Raw genomic sequence first — 15,858 nt, forward strand, 5'->3', positions numbered from 1 at the left:
TCAATCCTCGACCACCCAGGTGTCCTTGGTTCCGCCGCCCTGTGAGGAATTCACTACCAGGGAGCCTTCGCGCAGGGCGACACGGGTCAAACCGCCGGGCACAACCCGGGTTTCGCGGCCAGACAATACAAACGGACGCAGGTCGATATGGCGTGGCGCGATGCCGTTTTCGACAAAGGTCGGACAGGTCGATAGCGACAACGTCGGTTGCGCAATGTAGGCATGGGGCTTGGCGATGATCCGCGCGCGAAAAGCTTCGATTTCCACTGCCGTCGCCGCCGGCCCCACCAGCATTCCGTAACCGCCGGAGCCTTGGGTTTCCTTGACTACCAGTTCTGGAAGATTGGCCAGTACGTGGGAAAGTTCAGAGGGATTACGACACTGCCATGTAGGCACGTTCTTGAGGATCGGCTCTTCATCCAGATAGAAGCGGATCATGTCCGTGACGAACGGATACACCGACTTGTCGTCCGCCACCCCGGTGCCGATGGCATTCGCCAACACGACATTGCCGGAGCGGTAAGACGACAGCAGCCCTGGCACGCCGAGCATCGAATCCGGGTTGAACGCCAGCGGGTCGAGGAACGCATCGTCGAGGCGGCGGTAAATCACATCCACCGCTTTTGGCCCGTCGGTTGTGCGCATGAACACCTTGTCATCACGCACGAACAGATCCGCGCCTTCCACCAATTCAACACCCATTTCCCGCGCCAAAAATGCATGTTCGAAGAACGCACTGTTGAAGCGCCCCGGCGTCAGCACCACCACGCTCGGGTTATCAATCGGGCTGGAGCTTTTCAGGGTGTCGAGCAGCAGGTTCGGATAGTGGTCAATCGGCGCGATACGCTGCGCCGCGAACAACTCCGGGAACAACCGCATCATCATCTTGCGGTCTTCGAGCATGTAGCTCACGCCACTCGGTGTACGAAGATTGTCTTCGAGCACGTAGTAGGTGCCGTCGCCATCGCGCACCAGATCGACGCCAGAGATGTGCGAATAAATATCCCGGTGCAAATCCAGACCCTGCATCGCCAACTGGTACTGCTCGTTGGCCAGCACTTGCTCGGCCGGAATGATGCCGGCCTTGATGATGCGTTGTTCGTGATAGAGGTCGGCGAGAAACATGTTCAACGCCTTGACCCGCTGGATGCAGCCACGCTCGACCACTCGCCATTCGCTGGCGGGGATGCTGCGCGGGATAGTGTCGAAGGGAATCAGGCGCTCTGTCCCCTGCTCATCACCGTAGAGCGTGAACGTAATCCCGGCGCGATGAAATAACAGATCGGCCTCGCGTCGCCGTTGTGCCAAAAGCTCGTCAGGCGTTTCGGCCAGCCAACGGGCAAACTCCCGATAATGCGGGCGGACCTGGCCGCCGGCATCGTACATCTCATCAAAATAGGTGCGGATCATGCCGTACTCCTTGTCACCCGGACATCTAGGCATCGCAAGGCCCGTGCCATCGGCAGAAACGCTTTGATATCAATCAGTTGGATAAGCCGTGCGCAATCACCGCACCAATCCTGTGCAGTAAATGCCCCAACCTGATCGCCCCCGCTTCATTGCAAGGCGAAGTCGTCGCCTATCACCAGCATAGCCAGAGTTGATTTCACTGCCCGGCAGTCGGTGCGGATAATCCGTTTATCCACTGAATCAGTGATCTTTCTTCCCTTTTAGCCGCCTGTTTTGGGCGGTTTTTTTTGCCTACTGGAAATGTTGTGAAATAAAGCAGGATCAAGAAATCGCAGGCATAAAAAATCCCCGAACCAGTCGGGGATTTTTTATGTTCGATCAATCAGCCCGAGGGCGGATCAATCTTCGCGATAGCGACGCAGCTTCAACTGCTTACCGGCAACGCGAGTGTCCTTCAGCTTGGTCAGCAACTTCTCCAGACCATCTTCCGGCAGCTCGACGAGGCTGAAGCTGTCACGCACCTGAATGCGACCGATCGCTTCACGCGCCAGACCACCTTCGTTGAGGATGGCGCCCAGCAGGTTCTTGGCAGCGATGCCATCACGCGCACCCAGCGCGGTACGGCAACGAGCACGGCCTTCGCCCAGTGGCATTGGTGCGCGACGCTCGCGGTCACCACGCTCTGGACGATCACCGGAACGCTCTGGACGATCGCCACGCGGTGCGTTGTTCGGCACCAGTGGACGTTCTTTCTCGATAGCGGCCAGGTTCAGCGCTTGACCGTTGGTAGCCTTGCGCAGCAGGGCTGCGGCCAGGGCACGCGGGCTGCAACCGATGTCGGCGGTCAGGCGATCGAGCAGATCACCGTGGGTCGATTCAGCTTCAGCCACCAGCGGCGACAGGCTGTTGGTCAGTTTCTTGATGCGCGCATCCAGAACGGCTTGAGCGTCCGGCAGGCGAACTTCAGCAACCTTCTGACCGGTTACACGCTCGATCACTTGCAGCATGCGGCGCTCACGTGGAGTCACCAGCAGCAGTGCACGACCTTCGCGACCGGCACGGCCGGTACGGCCGATACGGTGAACGTAGGATTCCGGATCGTACGGCATGTCAACGTTGAATACGTGAGTGATGCGCGGAACGTCCAGGCCACGAGCCGCAACGTCGGTCGCCACAACGATGTCCAGACGGCCATCCTTGAGGGAGTCGATCACGCGCTCACGTTGGTTCTGGGCAATGTCACCGTTCAGCGCAGCGGCTTTGTAGCCTTTGGCTTCCAGGGCGCTGGCCAAATCCAGAGTCGCTTGCTTGGTACGCACGAACATGATCAGCGCGTCGAAATCTTCCACTTCCAGCAAGCTGAGAACGGCAGAAGTCTTCTGGTCAGCGTGAACCAACAGGTGAGCCTGTTCGATCGCGGTAACGGTCTGGGTCTTGGTCTGGATCTTCACGTGTTGCGGATCGCGCAGGTGGCGTTCGGCAATGGCACGGATCGATTGCGGCAAGGTGGCCGAGAACAATACGGTCTGACGGGTTGCTGGCAGAGCCTTGAAGATAACTTCGAGGTCGTCCATGAAGCCCAGCTTGAGCATTTCGTCGGCTTCGTCGAGAACCAGGTGGTTCACGGTCGCCAGTACTTTTTCGTCACGACGCAGGTGGTCGCACAGACGGCCCGGAGTGGCGACAACGATCTGTGCGCCATTACGGATTGCTTTCAGTTGTGGGCCCATCGGCGCGCCGCCGTAGACAGCCACAACAGTTACGCCTGGCATTTGCTTGGCGTAGGTTTCGAAAGCGGTTGCAACTTGTAGCGCCAACTCACGAGTTGGGGCCAGGATCAGGGCTTGCGGCTCGCGCTTTGCAGGATCGATGCGATGCAGGATCGGCAGGGCAAACGCAGCGGTTTTACCTGTACCGGTTTGCGCCTGACCAATCATGTCGTGACCGGCCATGATGATCGGGATCGATTGCTGCTGAATAGCCGATGGCTCTTCGTAGCCAGTCGCGGTGACGGCTGCAAGAATATTCGGATTAAGATTAAAAGCGGCGAAGCCGCCGGTTTCCTGGGTCATGGGTCTGCCTCTAAGTGCATCCGCAAAGACCCATGCTCCAAAGCTGCGCGTGCCGTGTTGAGACTCAAGAGTCGCCCTGGCAGCTTTGTCGGCGGGGATTTGCGAAAACGAATGAATGAAAAGAATCGTCAAGGAAGAGTCCGCAGTACGGACGTGCAGCCGAAGCTGACTTCGGGGAATTGCTCTACCTAAACGCGGCCCGGCTAAAGGCCGGCGCGCACTATACCGGAATTTGCCGAAAAAGGGAGCTTTTTTTATAGCAAAACTCCTGCAAACGGCGTTCTGTCACAGGCTTTGCGGATAATCGTGCGAGCGTCTATTTTTCAAAGGCCCGACCCAGCGGGCGATGGCGCTAAAACGGTTCACCTTCCAGACACGGACCTTTGGTCTGATCGCCCTTCCCGCCCGAGGAAATGCACCATGAAAGAGCTCGACACCTGTCGCGTGAGCCGTGAAAAACGTGGTCACGTCCTGTTGATCGGCCTGGATCGGGTCGCCAAGCGCAACGCCTTCGATCTCGACATGTTGAATGAACTGAGCCTGGCCTATGGCGATTTCGAAGCCGATAGCGAGGCACGGGTGGCGGTGGTGTTCGGCCACGGCGAGCACTTCACTGCCGGACTGGACCTGGTCAACGCCAGCGCTGCACTAACCGAAGGCTGGCAGGCGCCACCCGGTGGCTGCGATCCATGGGGTGTGTTCGCCGGGCCGAGGGTGAGCAAACCGGTGATTGTCGCCGCGCATGGCTACTGCCTGACCATCGGTATCGAGTTGATGCTGGCCGCCGATATCAACCTGTGCGCCAGCAATACCCGTTTTGCGCAGATGGAAGTGCAACGCGGCATCTTCCCGTTCGGCGGCGCCACTTTGCGCCTGCATCAAGTGGCAGGTTGGGGCAACGCCATGCGCTGGATGCTGACCGGCGACGAATTCGATGCCCATGATGCCTTGCACCTGGGGCTCGTGCAGGAAGTCATGGCCAGTGAAGATTTGCTGCCACGGGCGATTGAGTTGGCGGAACGAATTGCCCGGCAGGCGCCGCTGGGGGTTCAGGCGACGTTGATGTCGGCTCGACAGGCGCGCTATGAAGGGGAAACCGCGGCGATCCGGGAATTACCGGCGCTGGTGAAGAAGTTGTTGGTTAGCGAGGATGCGCAGGAAGGCGTGCGATCGCTGGTGGAGCGGCGGCCCGGCGTCTTCAAAGGCTGCTGACTTATCTTTGTGGCGAGGGAGCTTGCTCCCGCTGGGCTGCGAAGCGGCCCCAAAAACCCTGGAAATCAACACAGGTTTTGTGAGTGCTGCGCACTCAAGCGGGAGCAAGCTCCCTCGCCACAATTAATAACCTTCCCGAATCAAGTCGCCGGACGGATGCACTTGATCAACGACTGCAAAGAATACCCCAATCGCGGCGCCAGCCCTTCGGCCCGGGCAATCAAACCGTCCATGTCCAGTTGCTGATCCAGCTCCGAAGGCACGACCAGGATCACATTGCCCTCCTTCACCGGCAGCTCCCAGTAATGCCGATGGTAGAGCCCGCGCAGCAACGCGGCGCCCAGTGGCTTGCCATCATCGGTAGCCCATTGATTGATCACCAGCCAGCCACCTGGATTCAGGCGTTTCTGACAGTTTTCCAGGAACGTCCAGGCCAGGTGGCCGACACCCGGACCGACATCGGTATAGAGGTCGACAAAGATCAGGTCCGCCGGCTCGGCGGTATCAAGCAACTCCAGCGCATCGCCGACGCGGATATACAGTCGCGGATCGTCATCCAGCCCCAGGTATTCAATGGCCAGGCGCGGCACGTCCGGGCGCAGTTCGATGGCCTCGACATCTTCCAGCGGCAGGAACTTGAGGCAAGCCTGGGTCAGCGTACCGGCGCCAAGGCCAAGGAATAGCGCGCTTTCCGGCTGTTCGTGGCACAACGCACCAATCAACATCGCCCGCGTGTAATCGTATTCGAGCCAGCTCGGATCAGCCGTGAACACGCAGCTTTGTTCGATGGCGTCACCGAACTCCAGAAAACGGTAATCGGCCACTTCCAGCACGCGAATCACGCCGAACTCGTCCTGCACCTCGGCGAGCAAATGCTCGACGCGCTCCTCAGTCATTTCGTCTCCTGATCGTTGCCGGGCCTTCTTGGGCAAACAGCAACGCGCTAAACCGCAACATGAAGCGGCAAAGGCGCGATTGTCCGCGAAGCGACGGGAACAGGTCACGCACTAATTTGCTGATAACATGAACGCCCGAGCGTAAAACAAACCGAGACCGTGATGAGCCAACCCTGGAGCCCTGACAGCTGGCGCGCCCTGCCGATCCAGCAACAACCTCAATACCCCGACGCAGCGCATTTGCTGCACGTCGAGCAAACGCTGGCCAGCTATCCGCCGCTGGTGTTTGCCGGTGAAGCCCGGGAATTGCGCCGTCAGTTTGCCGAAGTGACCCAGGGTCGAGCGTTCCTGTTGCAGGGTGGCGATTGCGCCGAAAGCTTCGCCGAGTTCTCCGCGGCGAAAATCCGCGACACCTTTAAGGTGTTGCTGCAAATGGCGATTGTCATGACCTTCGCCGCCGGTTGCCCGGTGGTCAAGGTCGGGCGCATGGCTGGCCAGTTCGCCAAACCGCGTTCGTCCAACGACGAAACCATCGACGGCGTGACCCTGCCGGCCTACCGTGGCGACATCGTCAACGGCATCGGTTTCGACGAAAAAAGTCGCGTGCCGGACCCGGAACGTCTGCTCCAGTCGTACCACCAGTCCACCGCGACTTTGAACCTGCTGCGCGCCTTCGCCCAGGGCGGGTTTGCTGATCTGCATCAAGTGCACAAGTGGAACCTGGATTTCATCGCCAACTCGGCGCTGGCGGAAAAGTACAGCCACCTCGCCGACCGCATCGATGAAACCCTGGCCTTCATGCGCGCCTGTGGCATGGACAGTTCGCCGCAACTGCGCGAAACCAGTTTCTTCACCGCCCACGAAGCGCTGCTGCTGAACTACGAAGAAGCCTTCGTACGTCGCGACAGTCTGACCAACGACTATTACGACTGTTCGGCGCACATGCTGTGGATCGGCGACCGTACCCGTCAGCTCGACGGTGCCCACGTCGAATTCCTGCGCGGGGTGAAGAACCCGATCGGGGTCAAGGTCGGTCCGAGCATGAACACCGACGACCTGATCCGCCTGATCGACATTCTCAACCCGGACAACGATCCGGGTCGCCTGAACCTGATTGCGCGGATGGGCGCAAACAAGGTCGGCGATCACTTGCCGCAACTGATCCGCGCGGTGCAGCGTGAAGGCAAGCAAGTGCTCTGGAGTTCCGACCCGATGCACGGCAACACCATCAAGGCCAGCAGCGGCTACAAGACCCGCGACTTCGCGCAGATTCTTGGCGAGGTAAAGCAGTTCTTCCAGGTTCACCAAGCGGAAGGCACCTATGCCGGCGGCATTCACATCGAGATGACCGGGCAGAACGTCACCGAGTGCATTGGTGGTGCGCGGCCGATTACTGAAGATGGTTTGTCGGACCGTTATCACACCCATTGTGATCCGCGGATGAATGCCGATCAGTCGCTGGAATTGGCGTTTTTGATTGCTGAGACCCTGAAGCAGGTTCGCCGGTAAGTTTTTTATCGCCTGACCGGCCGTCATCGCGGGCAAGCCCGCTCCCACAGGATTCGTGCCGTAAAGCTAATTTTTGATCTGCGCGGTCATTGTGGGAGCTGGCTTGCCCGCGATGGCGTCAGATCAGTCGACACCGATTTGGGCCAGTGCCACCCGCAACCGCGCCGCACTCGCCCGCGGGCAATTCAACTGAACCTGCGCCAGCCCCAGCCAATCCGCCATCCGCCGCAGATTCACCGCCAACGCCAGCATCCCTTCTTCGTCCAGCCCGAGTTCCTCCTCGTGCACCGCATGCACCGCCAACCGCCCCGCCGCCCGCTCCGCACGCAGATCAACCCGCGCCGCAATCCGCTCATTGTGCAGAAACGGCAAGACGTAATAGCCATAGACCCGCTTGTCCTGCGGCGTGTAAATCTCCAGTCGATAGCGAAAATCGAACAACCGCTCGGTGCGACTGCGCTCCCAGATCAGCGAGTCGAAAGGTGAAAGCAACGCGCTGGCCTCGACCTTGCGCGGCACCTTGGGCTTGGGCAGGCAATACGCCAGTTGCCGCCAGCCCTGGACTTCGCAAGCAAGCAACTGACCCGCCTCGACCAGTTCCGCCAGACGCGGGCGACTGTCTGCCGGGTTCAAGCGAAAATAGTCACGCAAGTCTTTCTCGGTGCCGACGCCCAAGGCTGCTGCCGCATGCAATAGCAGACCGCGCTGGGCTTCTGCCTCGCTGAACAGCGGTTGCGCCAGAATCGACAAAGGAATCACCCGCTCGGGCAGGTCATAAAGCCGCTCGAATCCGCGCCGCCCCGCCACGGTCACTTCACCGGCGGCGAACAACCATTCCAGCGCATGCTTTTCCGCGCTCCAGTCCCACCAGGGGCCCGCCCGCTCCTGCCGGGTCGACAGACTGCCCGCGCCCAGTGCGCCCTGCTCTCGAACGGAGGCCAGCACCCGGCGGATCGTGTCTTGTTGCTCACGACCAAAACGCGCCAGTTGCTGATAGATGTCTTCGCCATTACTCGCACGCTGCATGCGCCAGCGCATCAACGGGTACATCGACAGGGGCAGCAACGACGCTTCATGCCCCCAATATTCGAACAAGGTACGGCGTCGGCCCTGACTCCAGGCAGCCTGGTCGAGCAGGTCGGAAGAGTAGTTGCCGAGGCGGGAAAACAGCGGAAGGTAGTGCGAACGCACCAACGCATTGACGGAATCGATCTGCAGAATGCCCAGCCGCTCGATCAGGCGGTTGACTTGAAGCGGTTTGACCGTCGCCGGCGACTGGCGCCCGTTGAACCCTTGGGCAGCCAGCGCCAGACGCCGAGCCTGTTTGACGGAAAAGGACAGTGTCGCGGGCATGAGCATCTCCTTGTCTGCTCGCAACCTACCTCACCGAAAGTCGGTTTGTGTAGTTGAACTTTGCTCATTTGTGCATCGGGTCATCCCAGAACGGGCGGATGGCTTCGTGCTCGACATCGGCACGGCTGAGCCCGATGTCCTTCAACGCTTCGTCACTCATGCCCGCCAACATTTCACGTTCACGGTGCAGTTCGTACCAACGATTAAATTTGTGCAGCAAATCGGATATCAGGTGGATGGAATGTTTTTCTACGTCGACATAACCTTTTTGACCTTTCATCTTGTTGCCCTCCGTTTGGATGGCTTCAGTCTCGCCCCAGGTCTAAGATCAATCCAACGAATGTTTCTGATGTCACACATCTCGGAGATTGATGAATGTCTGCCTACCCGAGTATCGACACCGAAGTGCTGCGCACCTTTGTCGCCATCGCTGACCAGGGCGGTTTTACCCGCGCGGGGGAACTAGTCAACCGGACCCAGTCGGCCGTGAGCATGCAGATGAAGCGTCTTGAAGAAGACGTGTTGCAGCGCCAACTGTTCCAGCGCGACGGCCGTCAAGTGCGGCTGACCGCGGAAGGCCAGGTGCTGCTGGGTTACGCCCGGCGCATCCTCAAGTTGCACAGCGAAGTGTTCAACACCCTGCGCGAGCCACACATGGTCGGCATGGTTCGCATCGGCACGCCGGATGATTACGTGATGCGGTTTCTGCCGGGGATTCTGCGGCGTTTTGCCCAGTCGTATCCGCTGATCCAGATTGAAGTCCACTGCGAATCATCAAAACAATTGCTGTTGCGCCAGGATCTGGACCTGACCATCATCACCCGCGAGCCGGGCAACGAGATTGGTCAGTTGTTGCGCAAAGAGCGTTTTTTCTGGGCCGAGGCGCAATGCTTCAGCGCTCACGAACAAACACCGCTGCCGCTGGCGATGTTCAACAGCGATTGCTTCTGCCGCTTATGGGCCTGCAATGCCCTCGATGCCATGGGCCGCGATTACCGCGTGGCGTACAACAGCGACAGTCTGTCGGCGATCATGGCGGTGGTCAGCGCCGGGCTCGCTGTGACCGCGCAACTGGAAAGCCTGGTCACTTCGGACATGCGCATTCTCGGTGAAGCCGAAGACCTGCCGGTGTTGCCCGAGGCCAGCATCATGCTGCTGCGTAACCTGCACAATCCGTCGCCGATCACCGAATGCCTGGCCGAACACATCGTCGAAGGTTTCAAACTTTAAAGGCGAGCATCACCGCGCAGAGCACCAGGAAGCCGCAGAACAGTGAACGCAATAACCGTTCCGGCATGGCGTGGGCGATCTTCACCCCCCAGCTGATGCTCAACAGGCCGCCAATTGCCAAAGGCACACCGATCATCCAGTTCACTTGATGGTGCACGGCATAAGTGACGAGGGTGACGCCCGTACTCGGCAACGCCAGCGCCAGCGACAAGCCCTGCGCCACTACTTGGGTGGTGCCGAACACACTGGTCAGCACCGGCGTAGCCACCACCGCCCCGCCCACGCCAAACAACCCGCCCATGGTGCCGGATGCCGCGCCGAGCACACCCAGCCACGGCCATGAATAGTTCATCTGCGCAGAAGCTGGCGCACTGGCGTAGAACATTCGCACCAGGTTGTAGGCCGATAGCGCGATCAGGAATGCGACAAATCCTACGCGCATGGTTTGCGCGTCAATGCCCACGGCCCAGATTGATCCAAGCCAGGCGAAACAGAATCCCATCGAGGCCAGCGGCAATGCGTGGCGCAATTCGATGCGGACGCGCTGGTGATAGCGCCACAGCGCCAGCATCACGTTCGGCACCACCATCACCAGCGCCGTGCCTTGGGCAATTTGCTGGTCGAGACCACACAGCACACCTAACAGCGGAATGGCGATCAAACCACCGCCGATGCCGAAAATCCCCCCAAGGGTTCCCAGGGCGGCGCCAAAGACCAGGTACAACAAAAACTCAATCACAGCGACTTCCCCTTCATTCATTCCAGACGTTTCATCCTACGCAGTTGCTTCTGGCGGGGAAACGCACAGCAACGCACAATGGCTGTGCCAATCTCGCACAAGCGTTGAATTCACCATGAATCCTAACCAACTGACCGATCAACTGGGCCTGTTTCTGGACGTGCTGGAGACCGGCAGTTTTTCCGCTGCTTCGCGTCGCCATCCGCTGACGCCCTCCGCGGTGGCTCGGCGCATCGACAGTCTGGAAAACGCTGTCGGCAGCCAGTTGTTCATTCGCAGCACTCACGCTGTGCGCGCCACCCCGGCGGGACTGGCGTTTGCCGAACGGGCGCGGCGGATCGTCGCCGAATTGCGCCTTGCCAGGGCGGAGGCCGTGTCCCTCAGCAGCGCGCCGGAGGGTTTGATTCGGGTCGATGCACCGGCAGCATTCGGGAGGCGACATTTGGCCCCGGTGATTGCCGACTTTCTGATGCTCTATCCGGGTCTCGACGTGCAATTGCACCTGATCGACAGTTTCGTCGACATGCAGGGCTTGAACCTGGGCAAGGTTGATCTGGTATTGCGCGCCGGACAAATGGCCGACACTCGTTTAGTCGCAACGCCACTGGCGAGCATGGTGCGCATTGCCTGCGCCAGCCCCGATTACTTAAAGCGCCGCGGTGTGCCCAACGATCCGACACAACTGATTGAACACGATGGACTCGACTGGGACGGCCTCGCCCCGCCCTTCGCCTGGCGCTTCGAACGGGACGGTCAGATGCAACTGCACCGTCCTTCGCGCATCCGAATGAGCGCAAACAATGCCGAGGCACTGGTGTGCGGTGCACTGACTGGCCTGGGCATCGCGCATTTACCGACCTGGCTGGCCAGCGAATACCTGCTGCGCGGCGAACTGTTGCCGCTGTTCTGCGAACACGGGCTGCCGAAACCGGAAAGCGCCGGGATCTACGCCTTGCGACTGGAGCAGCAACCCAACTCTCGCAGCCGCTTGCTCCTGGAATACCTGAAAACCCGTTTCAGCCCGATCCCGCCGTGGGATCTGGTGCTGCAAAACCATCTGGGCCGCCACTAGTCCAGAATTGTCTGGCGCCTTAAAGATTTGCCCGCTAGATTCTGAAGATCACTGATCAAGGCTTCGAAATGACCACCAAGCGCAACACCCCGGACACCTGCGACGACCTGCTGCTGGACAATCAGGCCTGCTTCGCCCTGCATTCCACTTCGCTGATGATGACCAAGGTCTACAAACCCTTGTTGCAGGCGCTGGGCCTGACTTATCCGCAATACCTGGCGATGATGGTGCTGTGGGAACAGGATGGTTTGACCGTAGGCGAAATCAGCTCGCGCCTGTTGACCGATCCCGGTTCGCTCACGCCGCTGCTCAAACGCCTGGAAGTCGAAGGCCTGCTCAGCCGCACCCGAAGCCGTGAAGACGAGCGAGTGGTAATCGTCGAACTCACCGAACAAGGCCGCGCCTTGCGCGACAAAGCCCGGGACATTCCACAATGCATTCTCGGCGCCAGCGGGATGACGCTGGAGCGACTGCAGAAGCTGCAGGCGGAGCTGCAAGCGCTGCGCAAGCACCTTCAAGACAGCCTCTAATCTCCAACCCCACAAAAATCCCCCTGTAGGAGCGAGCCTGCTCGCGATCGCGGCGTGTCATTCAGGACAGATGCTGGATGTGACACCGCTATCGCGAGCAGGCTCACTCCTACAGTTGTTATGCGTTCGTGCTGGAAAATCAGCTACGCGGCAAAAAAAATTTCCCGCTGAAGAAATCCACCTCAAACGCTCTAAATCGCAACTTCCAGCCAAGCCCATTAAGACACAACATCAGTAACTGCTAATTTTTTCAAAAATTTATCTTGCGCACTAAATATTCGCGCGATACATTCACCTCGCACTTACTTAGCGCGCAAACATTTAGCGCAAACAAATCAAACCAGAACGAGGCTTTCACCATGCAAACTCTCTACACCGCAATCGCAACTTCCACCGGTGGCCGTGACGGTCGTGCGATTTCCAGTGACAGCATTCTCGACGTCAAACTCGCCACCCCGAAAGAACTCGGCGGCGCTGGCGGCGCGGCGACCAACCCTGAGCAACTGTTCGCCGCCGGCTACTCCGCCTGTTTCATCGGCGCGCTGAAATTCGTCGCCAGCCAGACCAAACGCAGCATCCCGAACGACGCCTCGATCACCGCGCATGTCGGCATCGGTCAGATCCCCGGCGGTTTCGGTCTGGACATCGACCTGCACATCAGCCTGCCGGGTCTTGAGCAATCCGACGCGCAAAGCCTGGTCGACGCAGCCCACCAAGTCTGCCCGTACTCCAACGCCACCCGTGGCAACGTTGATGTGCGTCTGCACGTTACCGTCTAACCGCTGACTTCCAGGCCCGAACAGGAAATGAACATGAACACTTTCAGCAAAGTCTTGACCGGTACCCTTCTCGCCCTGTCCATTCACAGTGCATTCGCCGGCGACGTTGAACACAACACCCAGGCGTTCCTCGATGTGTTGAATGCCGGCACCGGCAAACCGATGGAGCAAATGACGCCTGCCGATGCGCGCGCCGTTTTGGTCGGTGCGCAGGCCGGGGTGAAGCTGACGTTGCCGAAAGCCGATATCAGCCAGAAGACCATTCAAGTCGACGGCCAACCGCTGAGCCTGACCATCGTCCGGCCAGCCGGGGTGAAGGGCGAGCTGCCGGTGTTCATGTTCTTCCACGGCGGTGGTTGGGTCCTCGGGGATTTCCCGACCCACGAACGACTGGTACGTGATCTGGTAGTGGGTTCAGGTGCGGCGGCGGTGTTCGTCAATTACACCCCATCGCCGGAAGCCCATTACCCGGTGGCGATCAACCAGGCATACGCCGCGACCCAATGGGTGGCCGAGCACGGCAAAGAGATCAACGTCGATGGCAAACGCCTGGCCGTAGCGGGCAATAGCGTCGGTGGCAACATGGCGGCGGTGGTTGCGCTGATGGCAAAAGACAAGGGCACGCCGGCCATCAAGTTCCAGGTTCTGCTGTGGCCGGTGACCGATGCCAATTTCGATACGGCTTCCTACAACCAGTTTGCCGAGGGTCACTTCCTCACTAAAAACATGATGAAGTGGTTCTGGGACAACTACACCACCGACGCCAAGCAGCGTAACGAGATCTATGCCTCGCCGTTGCGGGCAACCCCTGCGCAACTCAAGGGCTTGCCACCGGCGCTGGTGCAAACGGCGGGTGCCGACGTCCTGCGCGATGAAGGTGAAGCCTACGCGCGCAAACTCGATGAGGCGGGCGTGCCAGTGACCTCGGTTCGCTACAACGGCATGATCCACGACTATGGGTTGTTGAACGTGGTGAGTCAGGTGCCGGCGGTGCGGTCGGCGATGTTGCAGGCTTCGCAAGAGCTGAAAGAACACCTGAAGAAATAACACCATCTGTAGGAGCCGGCTTGGTGCGGGCGGCGTTCCGACGATGGCATCCTCAAGACCGCTATCGCCAGCAAACCGGCTCCTACAGGTTTGCGCTGTGCCCCAATCAATGGGCACAAAAAAGCCCGACTCAATGGTCGGGCTTTTTCATTCCTGAAGCTGTGCTTATTTAGCACGGCCTTTGTAGGAACCGCCTTCGCGGGTATCGATCTCGATCATGTCGCCGATTTCGATGAAGTCAGCAACCGACAGCTCGGTACCGTTCTTCAGTTTGGCAGGCTTCATTACCTTGCCGGAAGTGTCACCGCGAGCGGAACCTTCGGTGTAGTCAACCTGACGCACGATGGTGGTCGGCAGTTCTACGGAAACCAGACGCTCTTCGAAGAAGATCGCTTCGCAAACATCGGTCATGCCTTCTTCAACGAAAGGCAGAACGGCTTCGATGTCTTCAGCGTTCAGCTCGTACATGGTGTAGTCGGTGGTGTCCATGAACGTGTAGGTGTCGCCGCTGATGAAGGACAGGGTCGCTTCTTTGCGGTCGAGGATTACGTCGTCCAGTTTGTCGTCGGCGCTGTAAACGATCTCGGTCTTGTAACCGGTCAGCAGGTTTTTCAGCTTGGTCTTCATGATCGCGCTGTTACGACCCGACTTGGTGAATTCAGCTTTCTGAACCAGCCAAGGATCGTTTTCGAGACGGATCACGGTACCGGGTTTCAGTTCTTTACCAGTTTTCATTGCGAATATCCGAATTTGGATGGGATTTACAAAAATCTAGGCCGCGTATCATATCCAATTTACATAAAACTGTACCAGCGCTGCGGCAAGATCGGCCTGCAAGGCTTGTTCCAGACACCACGCTTCGGCGTGTTTTTCCAGCTCTGGCCAGTGTTTGCGCGTCGATTGCCAGTGGTCGGTCATTTTCTCACCCGCGTTCCAGGCCCGCCAGAGACCGCTCATCGCCTCGGCCGCCGGCGCAGAAAGCGCTTGCGTATAGATCGCCAGGAAGGCTTCCAGCTTGTCCAGATGGACATCTTCTTCTTGCTGATAGATGTGCCAGAGCAACGGCCGGCCGGACCACTGGGCACGAACAAAAGAGTCTTCGCCGCGCACGGCATTGAAATCGCAGCACCACAACAAGTGGTCGTATTGATCCTGTCGGACGAACGGCAGCACTTGCACGGTCAAGGCATCACGCACGTGCACCGCACCTGCCTTCAGACCCTCAATTGCGAGCCAACGCTCGACATCCCCGAGAATCCGCCCCTCCGGCACCAACAGATGAGTGGGCGTCGAATCACCGGCCATTGCATCCAGCCAACTGGCCAGTCCGGCATTTTCGTAGGCAAACAGTGAGATCAGCTGCGCACCTTGGGCGCGATCAATCCCCAGGCTTTGCAAGAAGGTTCTTTGCTGCTCGGGGTTTTGCTGAAATGCCCTACGGCGTTCGAGCAACCGGCTTTCACGCAGCAAGCCACCGGTGCCCTTGCGGAACCCCGGGAAGAAAAAGAACTTCTGCACATTCTTGTACTTCACCGATGGCAAGCCATGGCAGCCGACCACCCAATCCTCGGCACTCAGGTAATCGAGGTTCATCCACAGTGGCGTTTGTTCCCGATCAGCCATGGCGTCCATGTAGGCACTCGGCAGTTGACAGGCGAACGCGGCGATCACTACATCAACAGCTTCGGCAGGCTGCCAGTCCGCGGGCCACTGCCGGACTTCAACACCCTGTTGCCATTGCTGCGATGCGTGAGGATCGATTTCCGGGCAGAGGCGCTCGAAAGCGCGCAGATCATCGACCCACAAACGCACCGCCAGCGAATGCTCGGCAACCAGTTGTCGGGCCAGACGCCAGGTCACGCCAATGTCGCCAAAGTTGTCGACCACGGTGCAAAAAATATCCCAGCGGGTTTTCGTTTCAGACATTCCAGGCTCCCGTTGGCAAAGGCACCGATTGTCCGCATAAATTACTCCGTGCAGAAGAGCCGACGACGATTAATCTTCGTGCG

The 15,858-nt window shown here is 59.0% G+C and carries 15 protein-coding genes; 7 read left to right on the top strand and 8 right to left on the bottom strand.

Annotated features, from left to right (window positions below; genetic code table 11):
- On the bottom strand, nucleotides 1–1,410 hold the full coding sequence (locus NL64_RS21925; RefSeq protein ID WP_034150149.1) for a circularly permuted type 2 ATP-grasp protein: 1,410 nt from the start codon (nucleotides 1,408–1,410) through the stop codon (nucleotides 1–3).
- 398 nt (nucleotides 1,411–1,808) lie between these two features.
- A complete protein-coding gene (locus tag NL64_RS21930; protein WP_034150150.1) occupies nucleotides 1,809–3,482 on the bottom strand; it encodes a DEAD/DEAH box helicase in 1,674 nt (557 codons plus the stop codon).
- Nucleotides 3,483–3,902: 420 nt separating this feature from the next.
- Between NL64_RS21930 and NL64_RS21935 the strand changes: the two genes are divergently transcribed.
- Entirely contained in the window at nucleotides 3,903–4,694 is a 792-nt protein-coding gene (locus tag NL64_RS21935) for a crotonase/enoyl-CoA hydratase family protein (protein WP_034150151.1), read from the top strand.
- Between the two features lie 140 nt (nucleotides 4,695–4,834).
- Here the strand turns inward: NL64_RS21935 and NL64_RS21940 are convergent, their stop codons facing one another.
- The gene (locus NL64_RS21940; RefSeq protein WP_034150152.1) at nucleotides 4,835–5,590 is read right to left on the bottom strand and encodes a spermidine synthase; all 756 of its coding nucleotides are present in this window, start codon (nucleotides 5,588–5,590) and stop codon (nucleotides 4,835–4,837) included.
- Nucleotides 5,591–5,752: 162 nt separating this feature from the next.
- Here NL64_RS21940 and NL64_RS21945 point away from each other — a divergent pair, with 162 nt between their 5' ends.
- The gene (locus NL64_RS21945; RefSeq protein WP_034150153.1) at nucleotides 5,753–7,099 is read left to right on the top strand and encodes a class II 3-deoxy-7-phosphoheptulonate synthase; all 1,347 of its coding nucleotides are present in this window, start codon (nucleotides 5,753–5,755) and stop codon (nucleotides 7,097–7,099) included.
- A gap of 123 nt (nucleotides 7,100–7,222) precedes the next feature.
- Here NL64_RS21945 and NL64_RS21950 read toward each other — a convergent pair whose 3' ends face one another.
- Together NL64_RS21950 and NL64_RS21955 are read right to left on the bottom strand one after the other, a co-directional pair.
- Nucleotides 7,223–8,452, bottom strand: a complete 1,230-nt coding sequence (locus NL64_RS21950) for a winged helix-turn-helix domain-containing protein (RefSeq protein ID WP_034150154.1) — start codon at nucleotides 8,450–8,452, stop codon at nucleotides 7,223–7,225.
- A 64-nt stretch (nucleotides 8,453–8,516) separates the two neighbouring features.
- On the bottom strand, nucleotides 8,517–8,732 hold the full coding sequence (locus NL64_RS21955; protein ID WP_034150155.1) for a DUF1127 domain-containing protein: 216 nt from the start codon (nucleotides 8,730–8,732) through the stop codon (nucleotides 8,517–8,519).
- 95 nt (nucleotides 8,733–8,827) lie between these two features.
- Here NL64_RS21955 and NL64_RS21960 point away from each other — a divergent pair, with 95 nt between their 5' ends.
- Nucleotides 8,828–9,682 carry a LysR substrate-binding domain-containing protein gene (locus tag NL64_RS21960; protein ID WP_034150156.1) on the top strand — a complete coding sequence of 285 codons (855 nt, stop codon included), beginning with the start codon at nucleotides 8,828–8,830 and terminating at the stop codon, nucleotides 9,680–9,682.
- Here NL64_RS21960 and NL64_RS21965 read toward each other — a convergent pair.
- Complete coding sequence (locus NL64_RS21965; protein ID WP_034150185.1) at nucleotides 9,672–10,421, bottom strand: sulfite exporter TauE/SafE family protein; 750 nt, start codon at nucleotides 10,419–10,421, stop codon at nucleotides 9,672–9,674. The two genes, NL64_RS21960 and NL64_RS21965, sit on opposite strands and share 11 nt — an antisense overlap.
- Nucleotides 10,422–10,536: 115 nt before the next feature.
- On the opposite strand from NL64_RS21965, the gene NL64_RS21970 reads away from it, so the two are divergent.
- The 4 genes from NL64_RS21970 to NL64_RS21985 all read left to right on the top strand — a co-directional run bounded on the left by NL64_RS21970 (nucleotide 10,537) and on the right by NL64_RS21985 (nucleotide 13,849).
- A complete protein-coding gene (locus NL64_RS21970; RefSeq protein WP_034150157.1) occupies nucleotides 10,537–11,493 on the top strand; it encodes a LysR family transcriptional regulator in 957 nt (318 codons plus the stop codon).
- A 68-nt stretch (nucleotides 11,494–11,561) separates the two neighbouring features.
- Nucleotides 11,562–12,023, top strand: a complete 462-nt coding sequence (locus NL64_RS21975) for a MarR family winged helix-turn-helix transcriptional regulator (protein ID WP_034150158.1) — start codon at nucleotides 11,562–11,564, stop codon at nucleotides 12,021–12,023.
- 359 nt (nucleotides 12,024–12,382) lie between these two features.
- Nucleotides 12,383–12,802 carry an organic hydroperoxide resistance protein gene (locus tag NL64_RS21980; RefSeq protein ID WP_034150159.1) on the top strand — a complete coding sequence of 140 codons (420 nt, stop codon included), beginning with the start codon at nucleotides 12,383–12,385 and terminating at the stop codon, nucleotides 12,800–12,802.
- A 33-nt stretch (nucleotides 12,803–12,835) separates the two neighbouring features.
- Nucleotides 12,836–13,849, top strand: coding sequence for an alpha/beta hydrolase (locus NL64_RS21985; RefSeq protein ID WP_034150160.1), 1,014 nt, complete (start codon nucleotides 12,836–12,838; stop codon nucleotides 13,847–13,849).
- A gap of 165 nt (nucleotides 13,850–14,014) precedes the next feature.
- On the opposite strand, the gene NL64_RS21990 is transcribed toward NL64_RS21985, so the two are convergent.
- Both NL64_RS21990 and earP read right to left on the bottom strand, forming a co-directional pair.
- Nucleotides 14,015–14,584 carry an elongation factor P gene (locus tag NL64_RS21990; RefSeq protein WP_007943632.1) on the bottom strand — a complete coding sequence of 190 codons (570 nt, stop codon included), beginning with the start codon at nucleotides 14,582–14,584 and terminating at the stop codon, nucleotides 14,015–14,017.
- Between the two features lie 48 nt (nucleotides 14,585–14,632).
- Entirely contained in the window at nucleotides 14,633–15,775 is a 1,143-nt protein-coding gene (gene earP, locus NL64_RS21995) for an elongation factor P maturation arginine rhamnosyltransferase EarP (RefSeq protein WP_034150161.1), read from the bottom strand.
- Between the last annotated feature and the right edge of the window lie 83 nt (nucleotides 15,776–15,858).

The organism is Pseudomonas fluorescens (assembly GCF_000802965.1).
GTDB classification, from domain to species: domain Bacteria; phylum Pseudomonadota; class Gammaproteobacteria; order Pseudomonadales; family Pseudomonadaceae; genus Aquipseudomonas; species Aquipseudomonas fluorescens_A.